The organism is Streptomyces sp. NRRL S-646 (assembly GCF_000720765.1).
Classification (GTDB): Bacteria; Actinomycetota; Actinomycetes; order Streptomycetales; family Streptomycetaceae; genus Streptomyces.
Genome location: NZ_JODC01000007.1, coordinates 416,806 through 437,963, shown reverse-complemented (window position 1 = coordinate 437,963; position 21,158 = coordinate 416,806). Strand labels below are relative to the sequence as shown.

Below are 21,158 nucleotides of genomic sequence, written 5' to 3'. Positions count from 1 at the left end.
GGTATCAACCTCAGGACCGCGGCCCCGGAAAGGAAACCCCATGAAGCCCCGCATCCATCCCGACTCCCGCTACGTGGTCTTCCGCGACCGCACCGCGGACGTCACCTTCCTCACCCGCTCCACCGCCGACTCGTCGAAGACGATCGAGTGGGAGGACGGCAACACCTACCCCGTGATCGACGTCGAGATCTCCTCGGCGTCCCACCCCTTCTACACGGGCAGGTCGCGGGTCCTGGACACGGCCGGCCGGGTGGAGCGCTTCGAGCGCCGCTACGGCCGCTCCCCGGCGACCCGTCACTGACGCGGCCCCGCGCCCTACCCGAGGAGAGCAGAACCATGAAGGTCCGCAAGTCCCTGCGCTCACTGAAGTCCAAGCCCGGCGCCCAGGTGGTCCGCCGACGGGGCGTGGTCTACGTGATCAACAAGAAGGACCCCCGCTTCAAGGCCCGCCAGGGCTGAGCGCCAGATGAGACGGCCGCCCGGTGCACCCACCGGGCGGCCGTCCCGCATCCCCCGCATTCGCGCCCACCGCCGACCTCGTACGCTCGCACCCATGTCCCCCCACGTCCTGATCCTCGGCGGCACCACCGAGGCCCGCGAACTGGCCGCCGCGCTTACGGCACACCCCGGCGTCCGCGTCACGACCTCACTCGCAGGGCGGGTGACCCGGCCGGGCGCGCTGGCAGGGGAGGTGCGCGTCGGAGGCTTCGGCGGGGCGGAGGGGCTGGCCGACTGGCTGCGCGAGCAGCACGTGGACGCCCTCGTGGACGCCACGCACCCCTTCGCCGAGGCCATCACGGCGAACGCGGCACAGGCCGCATCGGCCACCGGCGTCCCGGCCGTCGTCCTGCGCCGGCCGGGCTGGCGGCCCGGCCCCGAGGACCGCTGGCACCTGGTCCCGTCCCTCGCCGCGGCGGCGGACCTGCTGCCGCGCTTCGGCCCCCGCGTCTTCCTGACCACGGGACGCATGGGCCTGTCCGCCTTCGCTCATCTGACGGACCGTCACTTCGTCGTACGGTCCGTGGAGGCCCCCGAGCCGCCGATGCCGCCGCACACGGAAGTGTTGCTGGCCCGCGGGCCGTTCACGGTGGACGACGAGACGGCGCTGCTGCGCGAGTACCTGGTCGACGTCCTGGTGACGAAGGACAGCGGCGGAGCGGCGACGGCCGCCAAGCTCACGGCCGCCCGCGGACTGGGGCTGCCGGTCGTGGTCGTACAAAGGCCGCCGTTGCCCAAAGGCGTGACCGCCGTCCCCGACGTGCCGCAAGCCCTCGCCCGGCTGGGCCTCAGCCCGACGTGACCGACGCCCGCAGCCGATCGATCGCGCGCAGCACCTCACCGCGGTTCTTGGCACTCTTGATCCAGGCGGGCAGCCTCGCGACCAGCGTCATCTTCCTCCCCGTGTCGTACCAGGGAGCCCGCTCCCGCAGATCGGCGACGACGAACCGCCTGATCAGGTCGAGGTGTTCGAGGTTGTACGCCCACAGCTCACCGTGCCTGGTCTCCGCCCGCAGCCACAGGGCCGGCCTGTAACAGCGCTGCCCGGGCCGCCGCGGCCCACAGTGCGGTCCGTTGCCGATGCGGGACAGGCCGCAGGAGCGGCAGACCAGACGCCGTTCCGGATACGTCCGGCCCCGGGCGTCCGCCGTCCGGCCCGGCCGCTGCTCGAAGTGGGCGACGCGGTCGCAGCGCGGGCAGCGCACCAGTGCGGACTCGGCGAAGTCGTATGCCGTGCGGCGGGTGTCGTGGAAGCGGACGGGTGCGGGAGACATGGGGCCGAGTATGGCGACCGTCCGCCGCGCGGAGCACCCCGTTTTCAGGCGGCGGCAGCCGTGGCCGTCTCCCGCGACCGCTGGGGCAGCCCGGTGCTCAGGTCCTCGACCAGGAGACGCTTGGCGATGGTGTCCACCGCTGCCCGCAGGTCCGTTCCGGTGGGGCGGCCCACGTCCTCCTGCACCCTTGCCTCCAGCCAGCTGCCCCACGCCTTGCTGATCACTGCGGCCTCCCGCTCACCCGTCTCGGTGTGGGAGAGCAGATAGCCGTCGCGGGTCAGACAGCCCTCCTCGACCATGCGGTCGAAGACCGGCAGCAGTACTTCCGGCGGCAGATGACGACGGGCGGCGATCATGCCGAGACTGGCGTGTCCCACCAGCCGGGTGTGCAGTTCGACCTGCATCACGGCCCAGGCACCGGCGATGTCCAGCCGGGTGTCGGACTCCGCCATGATCCGGCGCACGGTGTCCAGATCCGTGCCGCCGATGAGCTTCCCCACGGCCGCTTCGAGCAGCCGTTGCGAGTCGGCGCCGTGCGGTGACGCGAAACCTTCGCCCATGTCGGTCGAGCCCTTGCGGGCGCTGTCCCGCAGCTCGACCTGCTTGAGGAACAGCGAGACCAGGAAGCCGACGGCCGCGACCGGCACGGTCCACAGGAAGACGGTCTGGATGGTGTCGGCGTAGGCCTCGACGATGGGGGCGGCGGTGGCTGCCGGCAGCCTGTGCAAACCCTCCGGACTGGTAGCGGCCTTGGTGAGGGCGGCCGGGCCGACGGCGCCGGTCTTCGCGGCGGTCGCGATCCCGTCGGCGAGGTTGGGCTTGAGGCTGTTGGTGTAGATCGTGCCGAACACCGCGGTGCCGAACGAACTGCCCAGCGTACGGAAGAAGGTCACACCGGAGGTCGCGGTGCCCAGGTCGGCGTAGTCGACGGTGTTCTGCACGGCGATCGTCAGGACCTGCATGCTCAGTCCGATGCCGGTGCCGAGCACGAACATGTACAGCGACTCCAGCCAGGCCCCCGTCCCCGGCCCCATCAGCGACATCAGATACAGGCCGAGGCCCATCACCAGGGAGCCGACGACGGGGAAGAACCGGTACTGGCCGGTCTTGCTGACCACATTGCCGCTGAACACCGACGCGATCAGCAGTCCGATCACCATCGGCAGCGTCCTCACGCCCGAGATCGTCGCGGAGTCGCCGTCGACGTACTGCAGATAGGTCGGCAGATACGTCATCGCGCCGAGCATCGCGAAGCCGACGATGAAGCTGAGGATCGAGCACACCGTGAACACCGGGTTGCCGAACAGCCGCATGGGCAGCATCGGTTCACGCGCCCGGGTCTCCGCCCAGCAGAACAGCCCGAGCGCCACCGCACCCCCGACGAACAGGCCGATGATGACGCCCGAACCCCACGCGTACTCGTTGCCCCCCCCAACTGGTCGCCAGAATCAGGGCACTTGCCCCGACCGCGACGAGCGCGATGCCGAGGTAGTCGATGACGGGCCGGGAGGCCGACTTCACCACCGGGATGGTGCGGGCGGCCGCGGCGACGACGACGATCGCGATCGGGACGTTGACGTAGAACGCCCAGCGCCAGGTCAGATGGTCGGTGAACACCCCGCCCAGCAGCGGCCCGATGACGGTGGCCACCCCGAACACCGCCCCGATCGCGCCCTGGTACTTGCCCCGCTCCCGCAGCGGAATCACATCGGCGATCAGCGCCATCGCGGTCACCATGAGCCCGCCGGCGCCGACGCCCTGCATCGCCCGCCAGGCGATCAGCAGCGACATGTTCGTGGCCAGACCGCACAGGAACGAGCCCGTGATGAACACGATCGCCGACACCTGGAAGACCACCTTGCGGCCGAACAGGTCGCCGAACTTGCCGACCAGCACGGTCGAGACGGTCTCCGCGAGCAGATACGAGGTCACCACCCACGACATGTGCGCGGCACCGCCGAGATCCGACACGATCGTCGGCAGGGCCGTGCCCACGATCGTCTGGTCGAGGGCGGCCAGCAGCATCCCGAGCATGATTGTCACGAAGATGACGTTGCGGCGGCGCGGGTCCAGCACGGGCGGCTGCGGTGCGGCGGCAGGCGGGGCGGCGTCCTCGGTCACTGTCACGAGGTCACGATCACACCGGTGGACTACCGGTGCATGCGGGGCGATCCACTCGGGTGGCGCATGCCTACCGCTCCCCGGGATGTCTGCGCAGCAGATACGTATCCATGATCCACCCCTTGCGCTCCCGGGCCTCGGCCCGCAGCCGCTCGATCCGCGGCGCGGCCTCACGGATCGGCCCGGAGGCCAGGATCTCGTCCGGAGTGCCGATGTACGCGCCCCAGTAGATGTCCATGTCCTCGTCGGCGTACTGCCGGAAGGTCTGGTGGGCGTCCAGCATCACGACCACGTCGTCCACGCCCTCCGGGAAGCCCTCGGCGAGCCGCCGCCCGGTGGTGATCTGAACGGGCCTGGCCACCCGGTTCAGCCCGGTGCGATGCCGGGCGACAAGCGCGGAGACACTACTGATGCCAGGCACGACGTCATAGTCGAACTCAACACCACCCCGCTCCCGCACCTCCTCCAGAATCCCGATCGTGCTGTCGTACAGCGCCGGATCCCCCCACACCAGGAACGCGCCGCTCTCGTCCTCGCCCAGCTCCTCGGCGATCAGCCGCTCGTAGATGTCGGCGCGGGCACTGCGCCAGTCCCCGACGGCTGGGGAGTAGGCCGCACCGCCCGCCTTCCGGTCCCGCTCCGGATCCCGCGCCTCGACCACCCGGTACGACGTCCCGTCCGGTATGTGCGCGTCGAGCATGTCCCGGCGGAGGCGGGTGAGGTCGTCCTTCACCTCACCCTTCTCGAGAATGAAGAACACGTCCGTGCTCCGCAGCGCCCTGACCGCCTGCAGGGTGAGCTGGTCGGGGTCGCCCGCGCCGATACCGATGACATGAATCTTTCGCACACCCCGAGTCTGCCCCACACCACTGACAGTCCGTACACCGCATCCCTACCGAGCGGGTACGGACGCCGCAGGCGCTACCGGCCCTACGAGGTCCGCCCGCGCAACCGCGGCGCCCGCGCCCCGGCATCGACGGTTCCGCCGCCCTCCACGTCATCTGCGAGCGCACGCCCCCACCCAACCAACTCCACGAGATCCAGCCCGTACGGCCGCTGCCGCCCCGACTCCGCCGCCCACCGCTCCACGGCTCCGGCGCCCCGCCGCAGCAGCCGGGCACCGCCGGTGACATTCCCCCGAGCGGCATGCGTGAGCCCCACGGCAACCTGCGCCAGCCCCCGCCACAGCTCCCGCTCCTCCTCCGGCCCCGACTTCCACGCATCCTCGAACACTTCATGCGCATGGAAGGGCTTACCGGCGTCCAACAGCTCCTGCGCCTCGGCGACGCTCTGCTCCGGGGTGCGCACGACTCCCTCGGGCTGCCGGGCCACCCCGTCCGCGCCGTACGGCAACGGCCGCCCGAGCCCGTCCCGCGGCCGTGCATTGCGCGCCCGCCCCTCGCCGTCCCGGTCCCGCGCCCCGGCCACCCGGCCCAACGACTCGCTGCTTCTGCGTCCCGTACTGCCCATACGCCCGATTGTCCCGCGCCTCCGGCCCGCTTCGGCACCACCCCGCACGTGGGGTAAAGTGCTGTCCGCGCGATCACGCGGTCCACCGCGGGAAGCGCACCGGGACGTGGCGCAGCTTGGTAGCGCACTTGACTGGGGGTCAAGGGGTCGCAGGTTCAAATCCTGTCGTCCCGACTTTGCGAAGTCGCAGGTCAGGGGCCGTTTCAGAGGAGATCTGAAACGGCCCCTTGATCATTTTTGGGGACCAGTTGGGGACCGACGCACCTGACCGGCCCGGCCGGCGAACCACGTGCATCCGCGGGTGCACGGCCCGGAAGTGGGGCCGAGGCAGCCGAGTCGGCGGCGTTTCTCTTCGCCCGGGGGCATGCCCCCTGTCGCGCACTGTGGCTGCCCCCACCCGCGAATCGGCTGCCAGCCCGAGTGACCCCGTCGCGGCGCGTGCCTAGCGTTATGGCGCATGACACCCTCCCTGATCATCTCGACGCTGGGCAGACGCACAGGCGTGGCGGTCCTGTTGGCGGCCGTCGTCGTGCCCGTCGCTCCGGCTGCCGCACAGCCGACCGCTGCCCGGCAGCACGCCGTCTGTGGACCGCACGGCGAACTGCGTCAGGCACTGCGCACGCTCACCGATCGCCACCGGATCACCGGTGCCGCTGTCCTGGTCACCGACACCGCGGGCGCATCCTGCGGGAGTTGGACGGAGACCGCGGGGACGGCCGACCTGAGCACGCGCCGCCCCATGAACGCCACCGACCGATTACGCGCCGGCAGCGTCACCAAGACGTTCACCGCGACGGTCGTCCTCCAGCTCGCCGCCGAGCACCGGATCGCGCTCGACGCTCCCGTCGACCGCTACCTGCCCGGTCTGATCCGGCAGAACGGCTACGACGGCCGCCGAATCACGGTACGGCAGCTTCTGCAACACACCAGCGGGTTGCCCGACTACCTCGACGCCCCCGAATGGGAGCACCCCGAACGCATCCGGTACCGCCACTTCGAGCCTCGTGAGCTCGTCGCCCGCGCCCTCGGCCTGCCGCGCCCGCACGGTGAGTGGCACTACGCCACCACCAACTACCTCCTCGCGGGCCTGATCATCCGCGAGGTCACCGGCCACTCTCCGGAGGCGGAGATCACCCGCCGCGTGATCCGGCCCCTCGGGTTGCACGACACATACTGGCCCGGGGACGACACGCGCATCCACGGACCGCACTCGCGCAGCTACTTCACCGCCGAGGACGGCCGCCTCGCCGACGGCACCGCCTGGAACACGACCTTCGGCGGGGTCGGCGGCGCACTGGTCTCCACGCCCGCCGACCTGACCCGGTTCATCACCGCGCTTCTCGGCGGCCGTCTCCTGCCCTCGGACCAACTGGCCGACATGCGGCGGACGGTGGCAGCCGACCCCGACCGGCTGTGGCCCGGCGCCCGTTACGGGCTCGGCCTGATCGCCTCCCCGCTGCGCTGCGGCGGCCTGTGGTGGGGCCATGCAGGGACCGTGCCGGGAGGCCACCGGGCGCTGACCGCCGTGGGCCCCGACGGGCGGAGCGTCGCCGTCACGCTCAACGAGATACCGGCCACGCTCCAGGCCGAACAGGACTTCCTCGACACGGTCCAGACCGCCTTCTGCGAAGAGCGGCCTTCCGAAGGAACAGAACCAACAGAAGGGGAACATCAGTGATCCGCTTGGCCCGCTCGCTGCCGTGTGCGTCGGGAACGGCGAAAAAGGCCGCCCTGGGCCTGGCCGCCACCGCTCTCGCCCTCACCGCGCTGCCCGCCACGGTCCTCCCGGCCCAGGCAGCCTCGGACCCCCTCGCCCGCTACCACCACCAGCGCCTCGACTGGAAGAGCTGTGTGCTCGGCCCGAACGACGCGACCGGCAAGGAGCTGGAGCAGGCGGGCGCCCAATGTGCCGATGTGACGGTGCCGTTGGACTACAGCGCCCCCGACGGCCGTACGATCACCGTCGCGATCTCCCGGATCCCCGCCACCGACACCGCCCACCGCGTCGGCCCGCTGCTGCTGAACGGCGGCGGCCCCGGCGGACAGACGCTCGGTGACCCGCCATGGGTGCGCAAGGCGATGAAGGAGGTCGGCGCACGCTACGACGTGGTGGGCGTGGATCCCCGCTTCGTCGGCCGCAGCACCCCGCTGGACTGCCACTGGCCGACCGGCTCCGCGTTGCGGAGCGCGGGCGTCGACCGCGACGGGTTCGAGCGCATGGCGGCGTTCTCCGAGGACCTCGCCCAGCGCTGCCGGCAGCGCGCCGGTGACGTGCTGCCGTACGTCACCACCCGGAACACCGCGCGCGACCTGGACGTCATCCGCGCCGCGCTCGGTGAACGGCGGATCTCCTATCTGGGGTACTCGTACGGCAGTTACCTGGGCGAGGTGTACACCACGATGTTCCCCGGCCGCACCGACCGGGTCGTCCTGGACGGTGTCATAAACCCGGGCCGGTACGGTCCCCGGCTGCTGCGGGGCACCGAGAAGGCCAACCGCCATGCACTGGAAGGCTGGGCCTCGTGGGCCGCCGCCCGTGACGCGACCTACGGCCTGGGCCGTACCCGAGGGGCGGTGCTGGCGGTCGTGGATGGCGTCCAGGCCGTCGCCGCCCGCACACCGTTGCGGCTCGGCGCCCACCGAGTGGACGAGCACGTAGTGCCCCTCATCGTCTTCAACGGCCTCTCGCAGGACAACGACGCCGCTTACGGGGACTTTGCGCAGGGGGTACGGGACATGCAGCGCGCGGCGGACGGGCACCGGGTCATCCCGTCCCCGTGGCTCGCCGAGGTTCTCGAGTTCGAGCTGACCGGGGCCGACTCCCACTACGGAAGCGTCCAGATGGCGATCCTGTGCGGTGACATGGCCGCCCCGCGGGATCCGGAGGTCTACTGGCGCGACGTCCAGCACGCACGCGTGCGGGACGCGTTGTTCGGCCCTGTCACGAACAACCTCAACCCCTGCGCCTTCTGGGACCCGCCCCGCGAGCACCCGACCACGATCAGGGACGACCTCCCAGCACTGCTCGTCAACGCCACCGGAGACCCGCGCACCACCTACGACGGCGCCACAGCGGTGCGCCGGACGTGGCCCGCCTCCCGCCTGGTCACCCTGCGCGGCGCCGACCAGCACGCGGTGTACGGCGTCTACGGCACCCCGTGCGTCGACGCCACGGTCAATACCTACCTCGCCACCGGCCGCCTCCCGGCCACGGACGTCACTTGCGGGGCGCGCCGCCTGTGAGCGCCGGGCTGCACATGCGTACGCCGCATCCCGGGTGCTCATGGGCGCCGCGCGCACCGCCCGCCACACGCCCGTCATCCGCGCCCTGGCCCACGTCACATCGAAACGATGTGCACATCGTTTCGATGTGAGAGTCTGGGGGCATGCTCGAACTCGCGATCCTCGGTTTCCTCGCCGAAGGCCCTCTGCCCGGTCACGAGCTGCGCCGCCGCATCACGCACCTGACCGGCTACAGCCGTCCGGTCAGCGACGGCACCCTCTACCCGGCCATCACCCGGCTGACGAAGGCCGGGCTGATCGAACGGCGCCCGGCCCCCGAGGCCGGGGGTGGCCGGTATGTGCTGAACCTGACAACGGCAGGACGCGAGGACATGCTGCGGCGGCTGCGGGAACCGGCCGAGCACGAGATCACCGACTTCTCCCGCTGGTTCGTGATCCTGGCGTTCCTCTCGCTGCTGCCCGACCGGGCCGAGCAGCACGCCGTGCTGCGCCGCCGCCTGGACTTCCTGGAGGCGCCTGCCAGCTTCTTCTACGACGGCGACACACCGCTGAGCGCCGAGCAGGCCGGCGACCCTTACCGGCGCGGCATGCTGCTCACCGCCCGTGCCACCAGCCGCGCCGAACGCGCCTGGCTCCACGAGGTCCTGGACGGCGACGGCAGCCAAGGGGCAGACGAGCAGCCCCGACCCCGGACCCCGCACCCATGACCGGAAGGACTGAACATGCTTGCCTCCTGGTACGACCAGCAAGGCCCGGCCGCCGAGGTGCTCCAGCTCGGTGAGCTGCCCGACCCCACCCCCGGCCCCGGTGAGGCACGTGTCCGCGTCACCGTCTCCGGCGCCAATCCCGGCGACACCAAGAAGCGACGCGGCTGGACCGGCTCGGCCATGCCCTGTCCGCGGGTGATCCCCCACAGCGACGCCGCCGGCACCATCGACGCCGTCGGCGACGGCGTCGACGTGCGCCGCGTCGGGCAGCGCGTGTGGGTGTACGGCGCCCAGTCCTACCGCCCCTTCGGTACCGCCGCCCAGTACACCGTCGTCCCCGGCGACCTCGCAGTCCCGCTGCCCGACCACCTCTCCGACGACCTCGGCGCGAGCCTGGGCATCCCCGGCATCACCGCGCACCGCACCGTCTTCGCCGACGGCCCCGTCGACGGCAGACTCGTCCTGGTCAACGGCGTCCTGGGCGGCGTCGGCTCGCTGGCCGCCCAGCTCGCCGACTGGGGTGGGGCCACAGTCATCGGCACCGTGCGGCACTCCGCCGATCTGGACCGGATCGATCCCGCGGTCGTCTCCCACGCCGTCGCCCTCGACTCAGGAGACCCGGCAGCCGCGATCCGCGCCCACGCACCCGGCGGCGTGGACCGGATCATCGAGGTCGCCCTGTCCGACAACGCCGACCTGGACGACGCCGTCGCCGCCAACGGCGCCGTCATCGCCGCGTACGCCACCCGCGACGACCGTACCGAGATCCCGTTCTGGACGTTGCTGTTCAACAACGTCACCCTGCGCCTGCTCGGCAGCGACGACTTCCCAGCCGAGGCCAGACGACAGGCCGCCCGCGACCTCACCGCCGCGGCCGCCGTCGGCGCCCTCACCGTCGATGTCGGCGCCCGCTTCCCGCTCGCCGACATCGCCAAGGCCCACGACCGCATCGACGCCGGAGGCCGCGGCCGCGTCCTGATCGACATCCCTCGGTAGAGAAGCTCCGGCAGGACCTCGTCATCTTTCCCCCGTAGGAGTACGGGCCCTGGTGTCTCACGCGCAGGCCGGCCAGTTGCGGCCGTACGGCCTGGACTGCGTGCTGCGGGTGCTGTCGCTGAAACGGTCGTTATCTCGGACGGTGAGCGAAGCTCCGGACGCCGTGAATCATAGGAGCCCGTAGGCAACGTCAACCTCTCGTGCATGACGGAATTCTCAACCCGATTTCCCGCTCGCGGAGTTGACTCGGCTTCGGTGATGGCGGCGCTTCCCGCAAGACGCCTTCGATAGTACGGTCACGCGGATCACCCACAACCGCCGGAGGATTCCGCATGTCCGCACGCTATTTCGAGGACTTTGCACCCGGCCGCGGCAGGGCCGCGTCGCGTGCGGCCCTGGACTCCGACGCCCCCCGAATCGACCTCAACGGGGACTGGGCGTTCCGGTTCTCGCCCGTCCTGCGCGCGGAAACGGACGGATTCCAGGCCCCGGACTTCGACGACCGGTCGTGGGCCACCCTTCGCGTCCCCGCGCACTGGCAGCTGAACGGTCATGGCCGGCCCATCTACGTCAACATCGCCTATCCGATACCGGTCGACCCGCCCTTCGTCCCGGACGAGAACGAGACCGGGGACTGCCGCCGGATCTTCGATCTGTCCGACACCTGGGCGAACACTCCGGCCGTCCTGCGCTTCGAGGGCGTGGACTCCTGCGCCCGGGTCTGGCTCAACGGCCGGGAGCTGGGCGTCACTTACGGCAGCCGGCTGCCGGCCGAGTTCGATGTGACCGAGGTGCTGCGGCCGGGCCGGAACGTCCTCGCAGTCCGGGTGCACCAGTTCTCCGCGGGCACCTACCTCGAGGACCAGGACACCTGGCGCCTGTCCGGCATCTTTCGCGACGTGTCCCTGCTGGCCCGCCCCGCGGGCGGCATCCGCGACGTCTTCGTGCACGCCGACTACGACGCGGACACCGGCGCGGGCCGGCTCCGGGTGGAGGTCGACGCGGATGCGCCGGTGCGGATCGACCTCCCTTCCCTCGGGATCCACAACCAGCCGGTTGAGGCCGGGTTCGCCTTCGCGGCCGTACGGCCCTGGAGCGCGGAGGATCCACAGCTCTACGAGGCGTACGTGGCCACCACCAGGGAGCGGGTCCGGATCCGGGTCGGGTTCCGCAGCGTCGCCGTCGACGAGGCCGGGGTGCTCCGGGTCAACGGCCGCAGGGTGGTGCTGCGCGGCGTGAACCGGCACGAGTTCGACCCCCATCACGGCCGTACGCTCTCCCTCGAAACCATGCGCCGTGACGTGGAGTTGATGAAGCAGCACAACATCAACGCCGTGCGCACCGCGCACTACCCGCCGCATCCCGCCTTCCTCGACCTGTGCGACGAGCTCGGCCTGTGGGTCATGACCGAGTGCGACCTCGAGACCCACGGCTTCGAGCAGGCCGATCCGGAGCCCTGGCAGCGCAACCCCTCCGACGACCCCCGCTGGCACGACGCGTACCTTGACCGCATCGAGCGGACCGTGGAACGGGACAAGAACCACCCGAGCGTCATCCTGTGGTCGCTCGGCAACGAGGCCGGGGACGGCCGCAACCTCCGGGCCATGTCCGAGTGGGTCCGGCGGCGCGACCCGTCCCGCCCGATCCACTACGAGGGCGACCGGCTCGGCGAGTACACCGACGTTCACGCCGAGATGTACCGGCCGCCCGCCGCCGTCGCCCGGATCGGCCGGGGCGAGCTGCTGCCGGGGGAGGTCAACTACCCGCCGCAGGCCGGCTCCGGCGACCCGGCGGACGACCCGCGCAACCGCAAACCCTTCCTGCTCACCGAGTTCGCCCACGCGATGGGGAACGGGCCCGGAGGGCTCGCCGAATACGTGCGGCTGTGGGCCGAGTACCCGCGCCTCCAGGGTGGCTATGTCTGGGAGTGGATGGACCAGGGACTGCGCACCCACGACGCACAGGGGCGCGAGTTCTTCGGCTACGGCGGCGACTTCGGCGAAGACCTGCACGACTCCAACTTCATCTGCGACGGCCTGGTCCTCCCCGACCGAACCCCTTCCCCCGGTCTCCTGGAGTACGCGAAGGTGATCGCCCCCGTCCGCATCGTCCCCGGCCCCGAGGTGGACGCCCTCGTGGTGGAGAACCGCTACGAGTTGCTTGACCTGTCCCATCTGCGGTTCACCTGGTCGCTGGCCCGCGAAGGGGTCGAGTTGGCCCAGGGCGTGCTGCCCACACCGGAGGTCGCGGCCGGCGAGCGCGGCCGGCTGCCGCTGCCCCGCATTGACCCGCAGGGCGAGGAGGGCGGCGCGGGCGAGCTCTGGCTCACCGTCCAGGCTGAGCTGGCCAAGCCCGCCGACTGGGCCCCCGAAGGTCACGTGGTCGCCTGGGGGCAGCTCCAGCTCTCCGCGACGGACCGCCGGCGAGCGGTCGGCCTGCCGGGGCCGGCCCGCAGAGAGGGAGAGCACATTCTGCTCGGCCCCGGCCGCTTCGACCGGACCAGCGGAACTCTGCTCTCCCTCGGTGAACTCCCTCTCTGCGGACCACGGCTGAACCTGTGGCGCGCCCCCACGGACAACGACCGCGGATGGCACCAGCGCGACGCCGCCTACTGGAAAGACCGCGGACTCGACAGGCTGCGGCAGCGCACCGTCTCCGTCACCGCCGACGCAGAGGGCATGACCGTCGTCGTCCGCAGCGCCGCCGCCGCGAGCAGCTCCGGCTACCTCACCACCTACCGCTGGGACAGCGACGGTGACAGCCTGCGCGTGCGGGTGCACGCCGAGCCCGACGGTCACTGGCCGGAGCGGGGCGACGACTTCCCGGACGTCATGGCGGACCCGCAACTCCCGCCGGAGGAGTACCGGGAACTGGTCCGCAGAAACAGGTCACGATCACTGGCCCGCATGGGACTCGACTGGGAGTTGCCCGCCGGCTTGTCCCAGGCGGAGTGGTTCGGCACCGGCCCGGGCGAGGCCTACCCCGACTCGCGGCAGGCGGTACGCGTCGGACGGTTCCGTGCGACCGTGGACGAACTGCAGACGCCCTACGTGCGCCCCCAGGAGAACGGCAACCGTGCGGACACCCGCTGGGCCACCTTCACTGACGGAGCCGGAAACGGACTGCACGTCGCGAGCGAAGAGCCGTTCCATTTCGCCGCCCGACGCTGGACCGACCGACACCTCGACGCCGCACGGCACCACAGCGATCTCGTCCCGGGCCCGGCGATCCACCTCCACACCGACCATGCCGTCCAGGGCCTCGGCACCGCCGCTGTAGGACCGGGTGTCCTTCCCCAGTACCGGCTCGAACTCGCCCCGGCGGACTTCGCATTCATCCTGACTCCCCTGCACCAGAGCTGAGCCCAGGGATCGGCCCGCCACACCGGAGAGGGAGAGGAAGCCGTGTCGGTGCACCGGGACGTCTTCGCCCGCACCCCACTCGCCTCCGCGTCGGCCGCGACGGCCCGGGAGGTCGACAGCCCGCAGACGGTCACCCGCGCCTGGACCTGTCGGCGGCGAAGGTGTTCGAGATCTTGACCTCGGCGCCATTGGGAGCCACCAGGGTGGAGGTGTCGACCCCCGCACGATCGAGGGAGGTCGTCGTGGCCACTGAAGCCCGTCGATCGCCCCATGCGGTCGGCGGGCCGTGTGGCGCTGTGAGCCTGGACCTCGTCGGGTGTCAGCGCCTTTCGCTCGATTCCGTCGTCTTCACACTTGAATCGAGCGCGTGGATCCGGCATCGTGCTTGAAACAAGCGCAATGTCTGCCGTTCACGCAGGAGAGGGAGGTGCTGCATGGACGACATCGACCGGGCCATCCTGCGGGAGCTGCAGGTCGACGGCCGGATCCCGTACGCCGATCTGGGGCCGAAGGTGGGGTTGTCACCCTCGGCTGCGAGGCTGCGGCTGCAGCGGCTGATCGACGCCAAGGCGGTCCAGGTCGTCGGAGTGACCGACCCGATGACCCTGGGCCAGCAGGCGATGGCACTCCTGGGCCTGCGCATCGACGGCGATCCCCGGGCGGTCGCCGATGAACTGTCCCGGCACGACGAAGTCGTGTACACGGTCCTGACGGCCGGCGGCTTCGACCTGTTCGCGGAGGTGGTGTGCCCTCAGCCCCGGGATCTTCTGGACTTCATCAACGACGTCGTGCGGCCTGTCGAGGGTGTCGCATCCGTGGAGAACTTCCCCTACTTCGGTATTCACACGCACCGCTTCTTGTGGCACGTCGACTGAGGCATCGAAGCGTCCGAGCCCTGTCTGCCCGCACCAGCCGAGGAACCTGCATGCTGCCCGACGAGTACCGCACGATCGACTTCTTCACCGAGGACGCCCTTCCCGCACCCCGCATGACGCCGGCCGAGGCTGAGCTCATCGCTGCAGAACACCTCGGCCTCACTGCTCGCGCGCAGGCGCTGGGCAGCCAGCAGGACGCCAACTTCCTGCTGCACGCCGACGACGGGACGCCCGCGGCGATTCTGAAGATCGCCAACCCCGCTTTCGGCACGGTGGAGGTCGAAGCCCAGGACGCGGCAGCCGACCTCGTCGCCTCGGCCTGCCCGGAACTGCGCATCGCCACGGTCCTGCGCCGCCCTGACGGCTCCCCGCGGCGCACGACCGTGGACACCGAGAACGGTCCGGCCTTGGCGCGTCTACTGCGCCACCTGCCCGGCGGCACGCTCTCGGGACCACGGCATCTGTCCTCCGGCACCGTGGCGGGCATGGGCACGATCGCCGGAAAGGTCAGCACCGCCCTGCGCGACTTCCGGCACCCGGGCCTCGACCGCGTGCTCCAGTGGGACCCGCAGCACGCCGACCGCGTCGTCGCCAAGCTCGCCGGGCACATCGACGAACCCGACCGGCGCACCGCCGTCCGGACGGCGACCGCCGAGGCCTGGGCTCATGTCCGGAAGCTCGCCGCCGCGCTGCCGGTGCAGGCCGTGCACCTGGACCTCACCGACGACAATCTGATCCGCCATCCCGACAGCCGTCCGCCCATGCCGGACGGGGTCATCGACTTCGGTGACGTGACCACGAGCTGGGCGGTCGGTGAACTCGCCGTGTCACTGTCCTCGATGCTCCACCACGACGGTATGGAGCCTCACCATGTGCTGCCGGCCGTCCGCGCCTTCCACGCCGTTCGGCCGCTCTCCTCCGAGGAAGCCGAGGCGGTGTGGCCGCTAGTGGTCCTGCGCGCCGCCGTCCTGGTGGCCAGCGGACGGCACCAGGCCGCCGTCGACGAGGACAACGTCTACGCCAAGGCCGCGCTCGACCGTGAATGGCGCATCTTCGAACAGGCCACCTCGCTGCCCCTGCCGGTGATGATCCACCTCATCGGGCACGCGACCGGCATGGCCGACGTCCCTGCTCGGACCGCGCAGGCCGATGCTCCGGCGCGCCCTCTCCTGCGGGACCTCGCCACCGACGACATCACCCTCCTCGATCTGTCCACCGACGCCGATTCCTGGGACCACGGAGCCTGGATGGACGCGGGCACAGAGGCCCGGCTGGTGGCCTCCGCGTTCGCGGACGGAGCGGCCGCCGTCGCCACCCGGTACGCCCAGGCGCGACTCACTCGGACACCCGCGCTGTCGGCGGTGTCCACCGCCACCGTGCCCACCGGAATCGACCTCTGGCTCGGCCGGGATGCCGTGGTGCAGGCGCCCGCCGCGGGGGAGGTCCTCGCCGCGGCGCCGGGGCACGTGGAACTCACCCACGGCGCGCAGACGCTGTCGCTGTCCTTCCCCCGCACGGTCCAGCCCGTGGTCACCGCCGGTGCGGCGGTGCAGGTGGGCGACGACATCGCCCACCTCGGCTCCGATGCCTCGGTCCACGTTGCGCTGCGCCACGCCGACGGCCCCGCCGCCCCGCGTCTGGTCCGTCCCGAGTACGCCGCCGGCTGGCTCGCGCTCACCGCCGACCCCGCCCCGCTCCTCGGCCTCCCGGCCGACTCCGACCGCACGCGCGGCAGTGATTTGCTCGACCGGCGTGACGCCGCGTTCGCCCCCGTGCAGGAGCACTACTACGCCAACCCTCCCCGTATCGAACGTGGTTGGCGCCACCATCTGCTGTCCACCGACGGCCGGGCGTACCTCGACATCGTCAACAACGTCACCCCGTTGGGCCACGCCCACCCCCGTGTCGAGCAGGCTGTCTCCCGGCAGTTGCGGCGGCTCAACACCAACTCGCGCTTCCACTACGCCTCCGTGGTCGAGTTCACCGAGCGCCTCGCCGCCCTCCTCCCCGACCCCCTGGACACGGTGTTCCTCGTCAACTCCGGTTCGGAAGCGGTGGATCTGGGCCTTCGCCTGGCCATCGGGGCCTCCGGCCGGCACGACGTCGTCGCGCTGCGCGAGGCGTACCACGGCTGGACGTACGCCTCCGACGCGGTCTCCACCTCGCTCCAGGACAACCCGAACGCCCTGGCCACCCGCCCGAGCTGGGTGCACACCGTGGACTCGCCCAACTCCTACCGCGGCCGCCACCGCGGACCGGATGCCGTGCGCTACGCACCCGAGGCCGTCGCGGTGATCGACGAACTGGCCGCTGCCGGCCACCCGGCGGGAGCATTCATCGGCGAGACCTTCTACGGCAACGCCGGAGGAGTCGCCCTTCCCGACGGCTATCTCGCCCAGGTGTACGCGGCGGTACGGCGGCACGGCGGCCTGGCCGTCGCCGACGAGGTCCAGGTCGGATACGGCCGCCTGGGACACTGGTTCTGGGGCTTCGAGCAGCAGCAGGCCGTCCCCGACATCGTCTGTGTCGCCAAGGCCATGGGCAACGGACACCCTCTCGGCGCCGTCATCACGTCCAGGGCGGTCGCGGACCGGTACCGCGACCAGGGCTACTTCTTCTCCTCCACCGGCGGCAGCCCCGTTTCCAGCATCGTGGGCCTCACCGTCCTGGACACCCTGCGCGACGAAGACCTCCAGGGCAACGCGGCACGCGTCGGCGGCCATCTGAAAAGCCGGCTGGAGACACTGGCCGACCGCTACGGCATCATCGGTGCCGTCCACGGCTCGGGCCTCTACCTCGGCCTCGAACTCGTCCGGGACCGCGCCGGCCTGGAACCCGCCACGGAAGAGACCGCCGAACTCTGCGACCGCATGCTCGACCTCGGCGTGATCGTCCAGCCCACCGGGGACCACCTCAACATCCTCAAGATCAAGCCTCCGCTGTGCATCGACACCACCGCAGCCGACTTCTTCGCCGACATGCTCGACCTGGCCCTCACCCAACTCGGCCACTCCCGCTGACGGCGCACATCCGGAGGCCCGGGGCCCGGCGGCGCGACGGCGGCGATCATCAGGTCAGCGAGGCGGTGCCGGGGTGTGGCCGGTCAGATTCCGCCGAGGATCGGAAAGCAAAGACGGTGGAGCTCCGGTTGGCAGGCTCAAGCCCCGTCCCGGCGGTCGGAGTCAGCGCGCAAGGCCGCGTCGGCCTGTCGTGCTGGGTGGCGGGAGCGACGCCAGAGGAGTGTGAACCCGATGGTGATCAGGACGGCCACAGCAACGGCGGGGCCGCCCAGAATGAGGATCTGCTGAAGAGACGTCACTGCGGCGTAGCCGACGCCGGCTTCGGCCGTGGCCCACAGGCAGGCGGCGGTGACGCTGTAGGGGGCGATGTGGCGGTAGGGGAGTCGGGTGGCGCCTGCGAAGTGAGGGGTGAGCGTTCGGATCACGGGCAGGAAACGGGCCAGGAGGACGGCCCGGCCGCCGTGCCGGGTCATCAGCGTCTCGGCCCGGTGCCAGGCGGCACCGGGGATGCGACGGCCCACGCGGCCCGCGCGCAGCTGATCACCGAGGAGCCGGCCGGTGCGGTGGGCGAGGAAGTCGCCCACCACCACGGCGCCTGTTGCGGCAGCGATGACCAGTGGAAAGCTGAGGTGACCGGCGCAGGCCAGGGCGCCGGCGGTCAGCAGCAGGGAGAGCGTGGGGATGAACGCGCCGACCAGGAGGATCGACTCGGCGAGGACGGCCAGGGCCACCACCGTGTAGGCCAAGGACGGCGGGAGGTGGCCGACGAGGTCGGAGAGCGCGTTCACGGTCGTGCCCTGTCGGACTGCTGCCCGGGGAAGTCGCCGCGGACGAGGGGGCGTCGCAGGTGCCAGACGTGGGCGGGAGGCAGATTGGCCCATACCGTCCAGCGGCCTGTGGCGTAGCGGCGCTGGTAGGAGGCCATGACCTCGTCCACGGCGGCATGGCGGCGGGATTCGGTTCGAGAGGCGGTCAGCGTGCGGACCTTGCGGGTGCCGACGTAGGCGAAGTAGGTGAGAGTGCCGCCGGGGTGCAGCAAGTCCATGTAGCGGGCCATGATCCGCTCGACCTGGTCGGGGGTGAAGTTGGTCAGTGGCAGGCCGGAGACGATGACGTCGTAGCGCTGGTCGATGTCCAGCTGCTCGACGAACGTCTCGTGCACGCTTACCCGTCCGGACGCGTGGACCAGGTCCGTGTGCGCGGCGATGAGGCGGCGCAACTGGGCGGCGAAGCGGGGGTTGGCCTCCACGATGTCCAGGCGGCTGCCCCCGGACAGGTGGGGGATCAGGGCCCGGGTGATGGGACCGGTACCGGCGCCGGCTTCCAGGACGGCCAGCGGACGGGACGCCTGGGCCCGCACGGGGGCGGTCAGGGCGCGGGCCAGGGCCCTGCCGCTGGGAGCGATCGCGCCGGTGGTGCGCAGATCACGGGCTGCTTCGATCAGAAACATCCAGCCGTCGGCTTCGCGCTGCGCCAGAACACGTTGGTGGGAGGTGGTCCAGTCATCCATGCAAATGACGCTAGGAATCGCCACCCTGCAGCAGATCCGCCGTTCTTCGACGGCGTCCCCCGACGAAAGTAGGGGGTGGGCGTCGCCGATCGTCGAGGGGCGGCAGGCGGGTACCTGCCTAGGATTCTGACGGTGAACAGCAGCAAGATCCAGGCGTGGGTGGCGGCCGTCGGGCGCGGCGCAGCCGTGACGTTCTTCGCCGGCGTCGCCGCAGTGAACGGCGCGCAGTTGGTCAGCGACGGCCGGTAAGTGGTCCCCATCGGTGCCTCGGCCGTGGCGTGCGCGGTGGTGCTGCTCGTGCCGCGGCTGCGCTGGCCCGTCGCGCCCATCGTGGTCACCGTGGTCACCGCGTGGTGGGGGTGGATCGGCACACTGCTGCTGGCTCTGGTCCTGTACGACCTGGCCGCGGCCCGCCGGACGCGTCCGGCGGTCCTCTGCGTCGCCGCCGCGCTGGGCGCCAACCTCGTCGGCTATCCACCGACCCGGATGTGGCACCAGCAGCAGTACGTCACCGCGCTGTTCCTATGGGCCTTCGCGTATGTCGTCGGCATGTGGATCGGCAGCCGCCGGCGTCTGATGAGGGCGCTGGCCGCCGATGTGGAGCACCTGCGCGTCGAGGCGCAGCTGCGCGAGGAGGCCGCGCGGGTCGCGGAGCGGTCCCGGATCTCGGCGGAGATGCACGACGTCCTCGCCCACCGGCTCAGCCTGATCGCCCTGCACACCGGCGTGCTGATCACCAGAAGTGACATGCTCCCCGCGCCGGTCGCCGAACGGCTCGGCCTGCTGCGCACCGCCTCCACCGATGCCCTGGCCGACCTTCGCGACGTACTCGGCGCCCTGCGCGAGCCCGACACCACACAGGCATCTGCCGCACTGAGCCCGGCCGTGAGAGATGTGCAGGAACTGGTCGACGAAGCCCGCGCCGCCGGCCAGCGCGTCTGGATGACGACCCAGGGCCACCCGGACCAGGCCCCCACCACCCATCGCCTGGCGGTATACCGCATCGTCCAGGAAGCACTGACCAACGCCCGCAAACACGCCGACGGCGCCCTGGTGACCGTACACGTCGACCACGGGCCGCCGACCACACTCATCGAGGTCACCAACACGGCCGGCACGCCAGGGGAGGGTGGCTCCGTCGAGTCCGGGTACGGACTCATCGGCCTACGGGAACGCGTCACCGCCTCGGCGGCCATCTGAACACCGGACCCGCAGGCGCGGGCGCCTGGCGCCTGGCCGCCCGCATCCCCCACCCCGCCGGCATCGAACAGAACGGCCCCCGCACATGATCCGCGCCATGATCGTCGTCGACGACGCCCTCGTCCGCCTGGGCCTGGCCGACCTCCTCGACAGCGACCCGGAGATCGACCTCGTCGCCCAGGCCGCCGACGGTCTCCAGGCCGTCGAACAGGCCACCGCGCACCGCATCGACGTCGCCCTCGTCGACGTGCGCATGCCCCGCATGGACGGCATCACCGCCACCACCAGGCTCCGAGCCCTCACCCACCCGCCGAAGGTGATCACCCTGACCACCTTCGACCTCGACGAGTACGTGTACAACGCCCTCGCCGCCGGAGCCGACGGATTCCTGCTCAAGGAAACCGACCCGGCCGAAATCCTCCGCGCCGTCCACCTGGTGGCCGCCGGCTCGGCCATGCTCCACCCCGCCGCGGCCCGTCGTCTCATCGACCGCTACCACGCAACCAACCAGCCCCAAGCCACCGCGGCCCAGGCCCGGCTCGACCGGCTCACCCCCCGCGAACGCGACGTACTCGCCCTCCTCGCTCATGGGGACACCAACGCCGACATCGCCACCCGCCTCGCCATGCGTGAAAGCACCGTCAAGGCCCACGTCAGCCGCATCCTGTCCGCGCTCGACGTCACCAACCGCGTCCAAGCCGCGCTCCTCGCCCGCGACGCCGGTCTCGCCCCCTGATCAACCGATGGTTGCTCATCGCGTGCCAGGGAGCAACCTCCGCCCGTGACCTTGTCCTTCATGGAATCCAGAGGTGCCCACCACCGGGAGACCCTCAACGAAGGTGACGAAATCACCACCACGTGGTTGCCGTGACCGCTCGGCCG

Annotated in this window: 17 protein-coding genes, 1 tRNA gene and 1 pseudogene; 13 read left to right on the top strand and 6 right to left on the bottom strand. The window is 71.1% G+C overall.

From position 1 onward, the window contains the following. The first annotated feature begins 40 nt into the window (after window positions 1-40). The 3 genes from IH68_RS0117370 (at window position 41) to IH68_RS0117360 (ending at window position 1,300) form a co-directional block, all read left to right on the top strand. Window positions 41-301: a type B 50S ribosomal protein L31 gene (locus tag IH68_RS0117370; RefSeq protein WP_030935933.1), complete on the top strand. Its 261-nt coding sequence runs from the start codon at window positions 41-43 to the stop codon at window positions 299-301. A gap of 35 nt (window positions 302-336) precedes the next feature. Next, the gene (gene ykgO, locus IH68_RS0117365; RefSeq protein WP_030935932.1) at window positions 337-459 is read left to right on the top strand and encodes a type B 50S ribosomal protein L36; all 123 of its coding nucleotides are present in this window, start codon (window positions 337-339) and stop codon (window positions 457-459) included. A gap of 94 nt (window positions 460-553) precedes the next feature. Beyond that, window positions 554-1,300: a cobalt-precorrin-6A reductase gene (locus IH68_RS0117360; protein ID WP_030935931.1), complete on the top strand. Its 747-nt coding sequence runs from the start codon at window positions 554-556 to the stop codon at window positions 1,298-1,300. On the opposite strand, the gene IH68_RS0117355 is transcribed toward IH68_RS0117360, so the two are convergent. From IH68_RS0117355 to IH68_RS0117340, 4 genes and pseudogenes are all read right to left on the bottom strand, one after another. Beyond that, window positions 1,287-1,772: a hypothetical protein gene (locus tag IH68_RS0117355; RefSeq protein ID WP_030935930.1), complete on the bottom strand. Its 486-nt coding sequence runs from the start codon at window positions 1,770-1,772 to the stop codon at window positions 1,287-1,289. The genes IH68_RS0117360 and IH68_RS0117355 overlap by 14 nt on opposite strands. A 44-nt stretch (window positions 1,773-1,816) precedes the next feature. Next, a pseudogene (locus tag IH68_RS49860) lies at window positions 1,817-3,899 on the bottom strand (MDR family MFS transporter). Between the two features lie 64 nt (window positions 3,900-3,963). Beyond that, window positions 3,964-4,740, bottom strand: coding sequence for a precorrin-6A synthase (deacetylating) (gene cobF / locus IH68_RS0117345; RefSeq protein ID WP_030935928.1), 777 nt, complete (start codon window positions 4,738-4,740; stop codon window positions 3,964-3,966). A gap of 83 nt (window positions 4,741-4,823) precedes the next feature. Beyond that, entirely contained in the window at window positions 4,824-5,363 is a 540-nt protein-coding gene (locus IH68_RS0117340; protein WP_030935926.1) for a DUF309 domain-containing protein, read from the bottom strand. 100 nt (window positions 5,364-5,463) lie between these two features. Between IH68_RS0117340 and IH68_RS0117335 the strand changes: the two genes are divergently transcribed. The 8 genes from IH68_RS0117335 to IH68_RS0117295 all read left to right on the top strand — a co-directional run bounded on the left by IH68_RS0117335 (window position 5,464) and on the right by IH68_RS0117295 (window position 17,566). Then, window positions 5,464-5,537 (top strand) — tRNA-Pro (locus IH68_RS0117335). Window positions 5,538-5,820: 283 nt separating this feature from the next. Continuing rightward, window positions 5,821-7,041: a serine hydrolase domain-containing protein gene (locus IH68_RS0117330; protein WP_037884893.1), complete on the top strand. Its 1,221-nt coding sequence runs from the start codon at window positions 5,821-5,823 to the stop codon at window positions 7,039-7,041. A gap of 5 nt (window positions 7,042-7,046) precedes the next feature. Next, entirely contained in the window at window positions 7,047-8,606 is a 1,560-nt protein-coding gene (locus IH68_RS0117325; RefSeq protein ID WP_107057498.1) for an alpha/beta hydrolase, read from the top strand. A 143-nt stretch (window positions 8,607-8,749) separates the two neighbouring features. Beyond that, window positions 8,750-9,313 carry a PadR family transcriptional regulator gene (locus tag IH68_RS0117320; RefSeq protein WP_051833517.1) on the top strand — a complete coding sequence of 188 codons (564 nt, stop codon included), beginning with the start codon at window positions 8,750-8,752 and terminating at the stop codon, window positions 9,311-9,313. Between the two features lie 15 nt (window positions 9,314-9,328). Continuing rightward, window positions 9,329-10,309 carry an NADPH:quinone reductase gene (locus IH68_RS0117315; RefSeq protein ID WP_030935918.1) on the top strand — a complete coding sequence of 327 codons (981 nt, stop codon included), beginning with the start codon at window positions 9,329-9,331 and terminating at the stop codon, window positions 10,307-10,309. 332 nt (window positions 10,310-10,641) lie between these two features. Then, window positions 10,642-13,671 carry a glycoside hydrolase family 2 TIM barrel-domain containing protein gene (locus IH68_RS0117310; RefSeq protein ID WP_037884892.1) on the top strand — a complete coding sequence of 1,010 codons (3,030 nt, stop codon included), beginning with the start codon at window positions 10,642-10,644 and terminating at the stop codon, window positions 13,669-13,671. A 434-nt stretch (window positions 13,672-14,105) separates the two neighbouring features. After that, complete coding sequence (locus tag IH68_RS0117300) at window positions 14,106-14,546, top strand: Lrp/AsnC family transcriptional regulator (RefSeq protein ID WP_030935912.1); 441 nt, start codon at window positions 14,106-14,108, stop codon at window positions 14,544-14,546. A gap of 50 nt (window positions 14,547-14,596) precedes the next feature. Continuing rightward, a complete protein-coding gene (locus IH68_RS0117295; RefSeq protein WP_030935910.1) occupies window positions 14,597-17,566 on the top strand; it encodes an aminotransferase in 2,970 nt (989 codons plus the stop codon). Between the two features lie 137 nt (window positions 17,567-17,703). Here the strand turns inward: IH68_RS0117295 and IH68_RS0117290 are convergent, their stop codons facing one another. Together IH68_RS0117290 and IH68_RS0117285 are read right to left on the bottom strand one after the other, a co-directional pair. After that, a complete protein-coding gene (locus IH68_RS0117290) occupies window positions 17,704-18,354 on the bottom strand; it encodes a DedA family protein (RefSeq protein ID WP_030935907.1) in 651 nt (216 codons plus the stop codon). After that, window positions 18,351-19,076, bottom strand: a complete 726-nt coding sequence (locus tag IH68_RS0117285; protein ID WP_037884890.1) for a class I SAM-dependent methyltransferase — start codon at window positions 19,074-19,076, stop codon at window positions 18,351-18,353. The genes IH68_RS0117290 and IH68_RS0117285 overlap by 4 nt, the downstream gene beginning before the upstream one ends. Window positions 19,077-19,325: 249 nt before the next feature. On the opposite strand from IH68_RS0117285, the gene IH68_RS49855 reads away from it, so the two are divergent. Together IH68_RS49855 and IH68_RS0117275 are read left to right on the top strand one after the other, a co-directional pair. Beyond that, complete coding sequence (locus tag IH68_RS49855; RefSeq protein ID WP_324607674.1) at window positions 19,326-20,276, top strand: sensor histidine kinase; 951 nt, start codon at window positions 19,326-19,328, stop codon at window positions 20,274-20,276. 85 nt (window positions 20,277-20,361) lie between these two features. After that, complete coding sequence (locus tag IH68_RS0117275) at window positions 20,362-21,012, top strand: response regulator (protein ID WP_030935900.1); 651 nt, start codon at window positions 20,362-20,364, stop codon at window positions 21,010-21,012. Window positions 21,013-21,158: the final 146 nt, after the last annotated feature.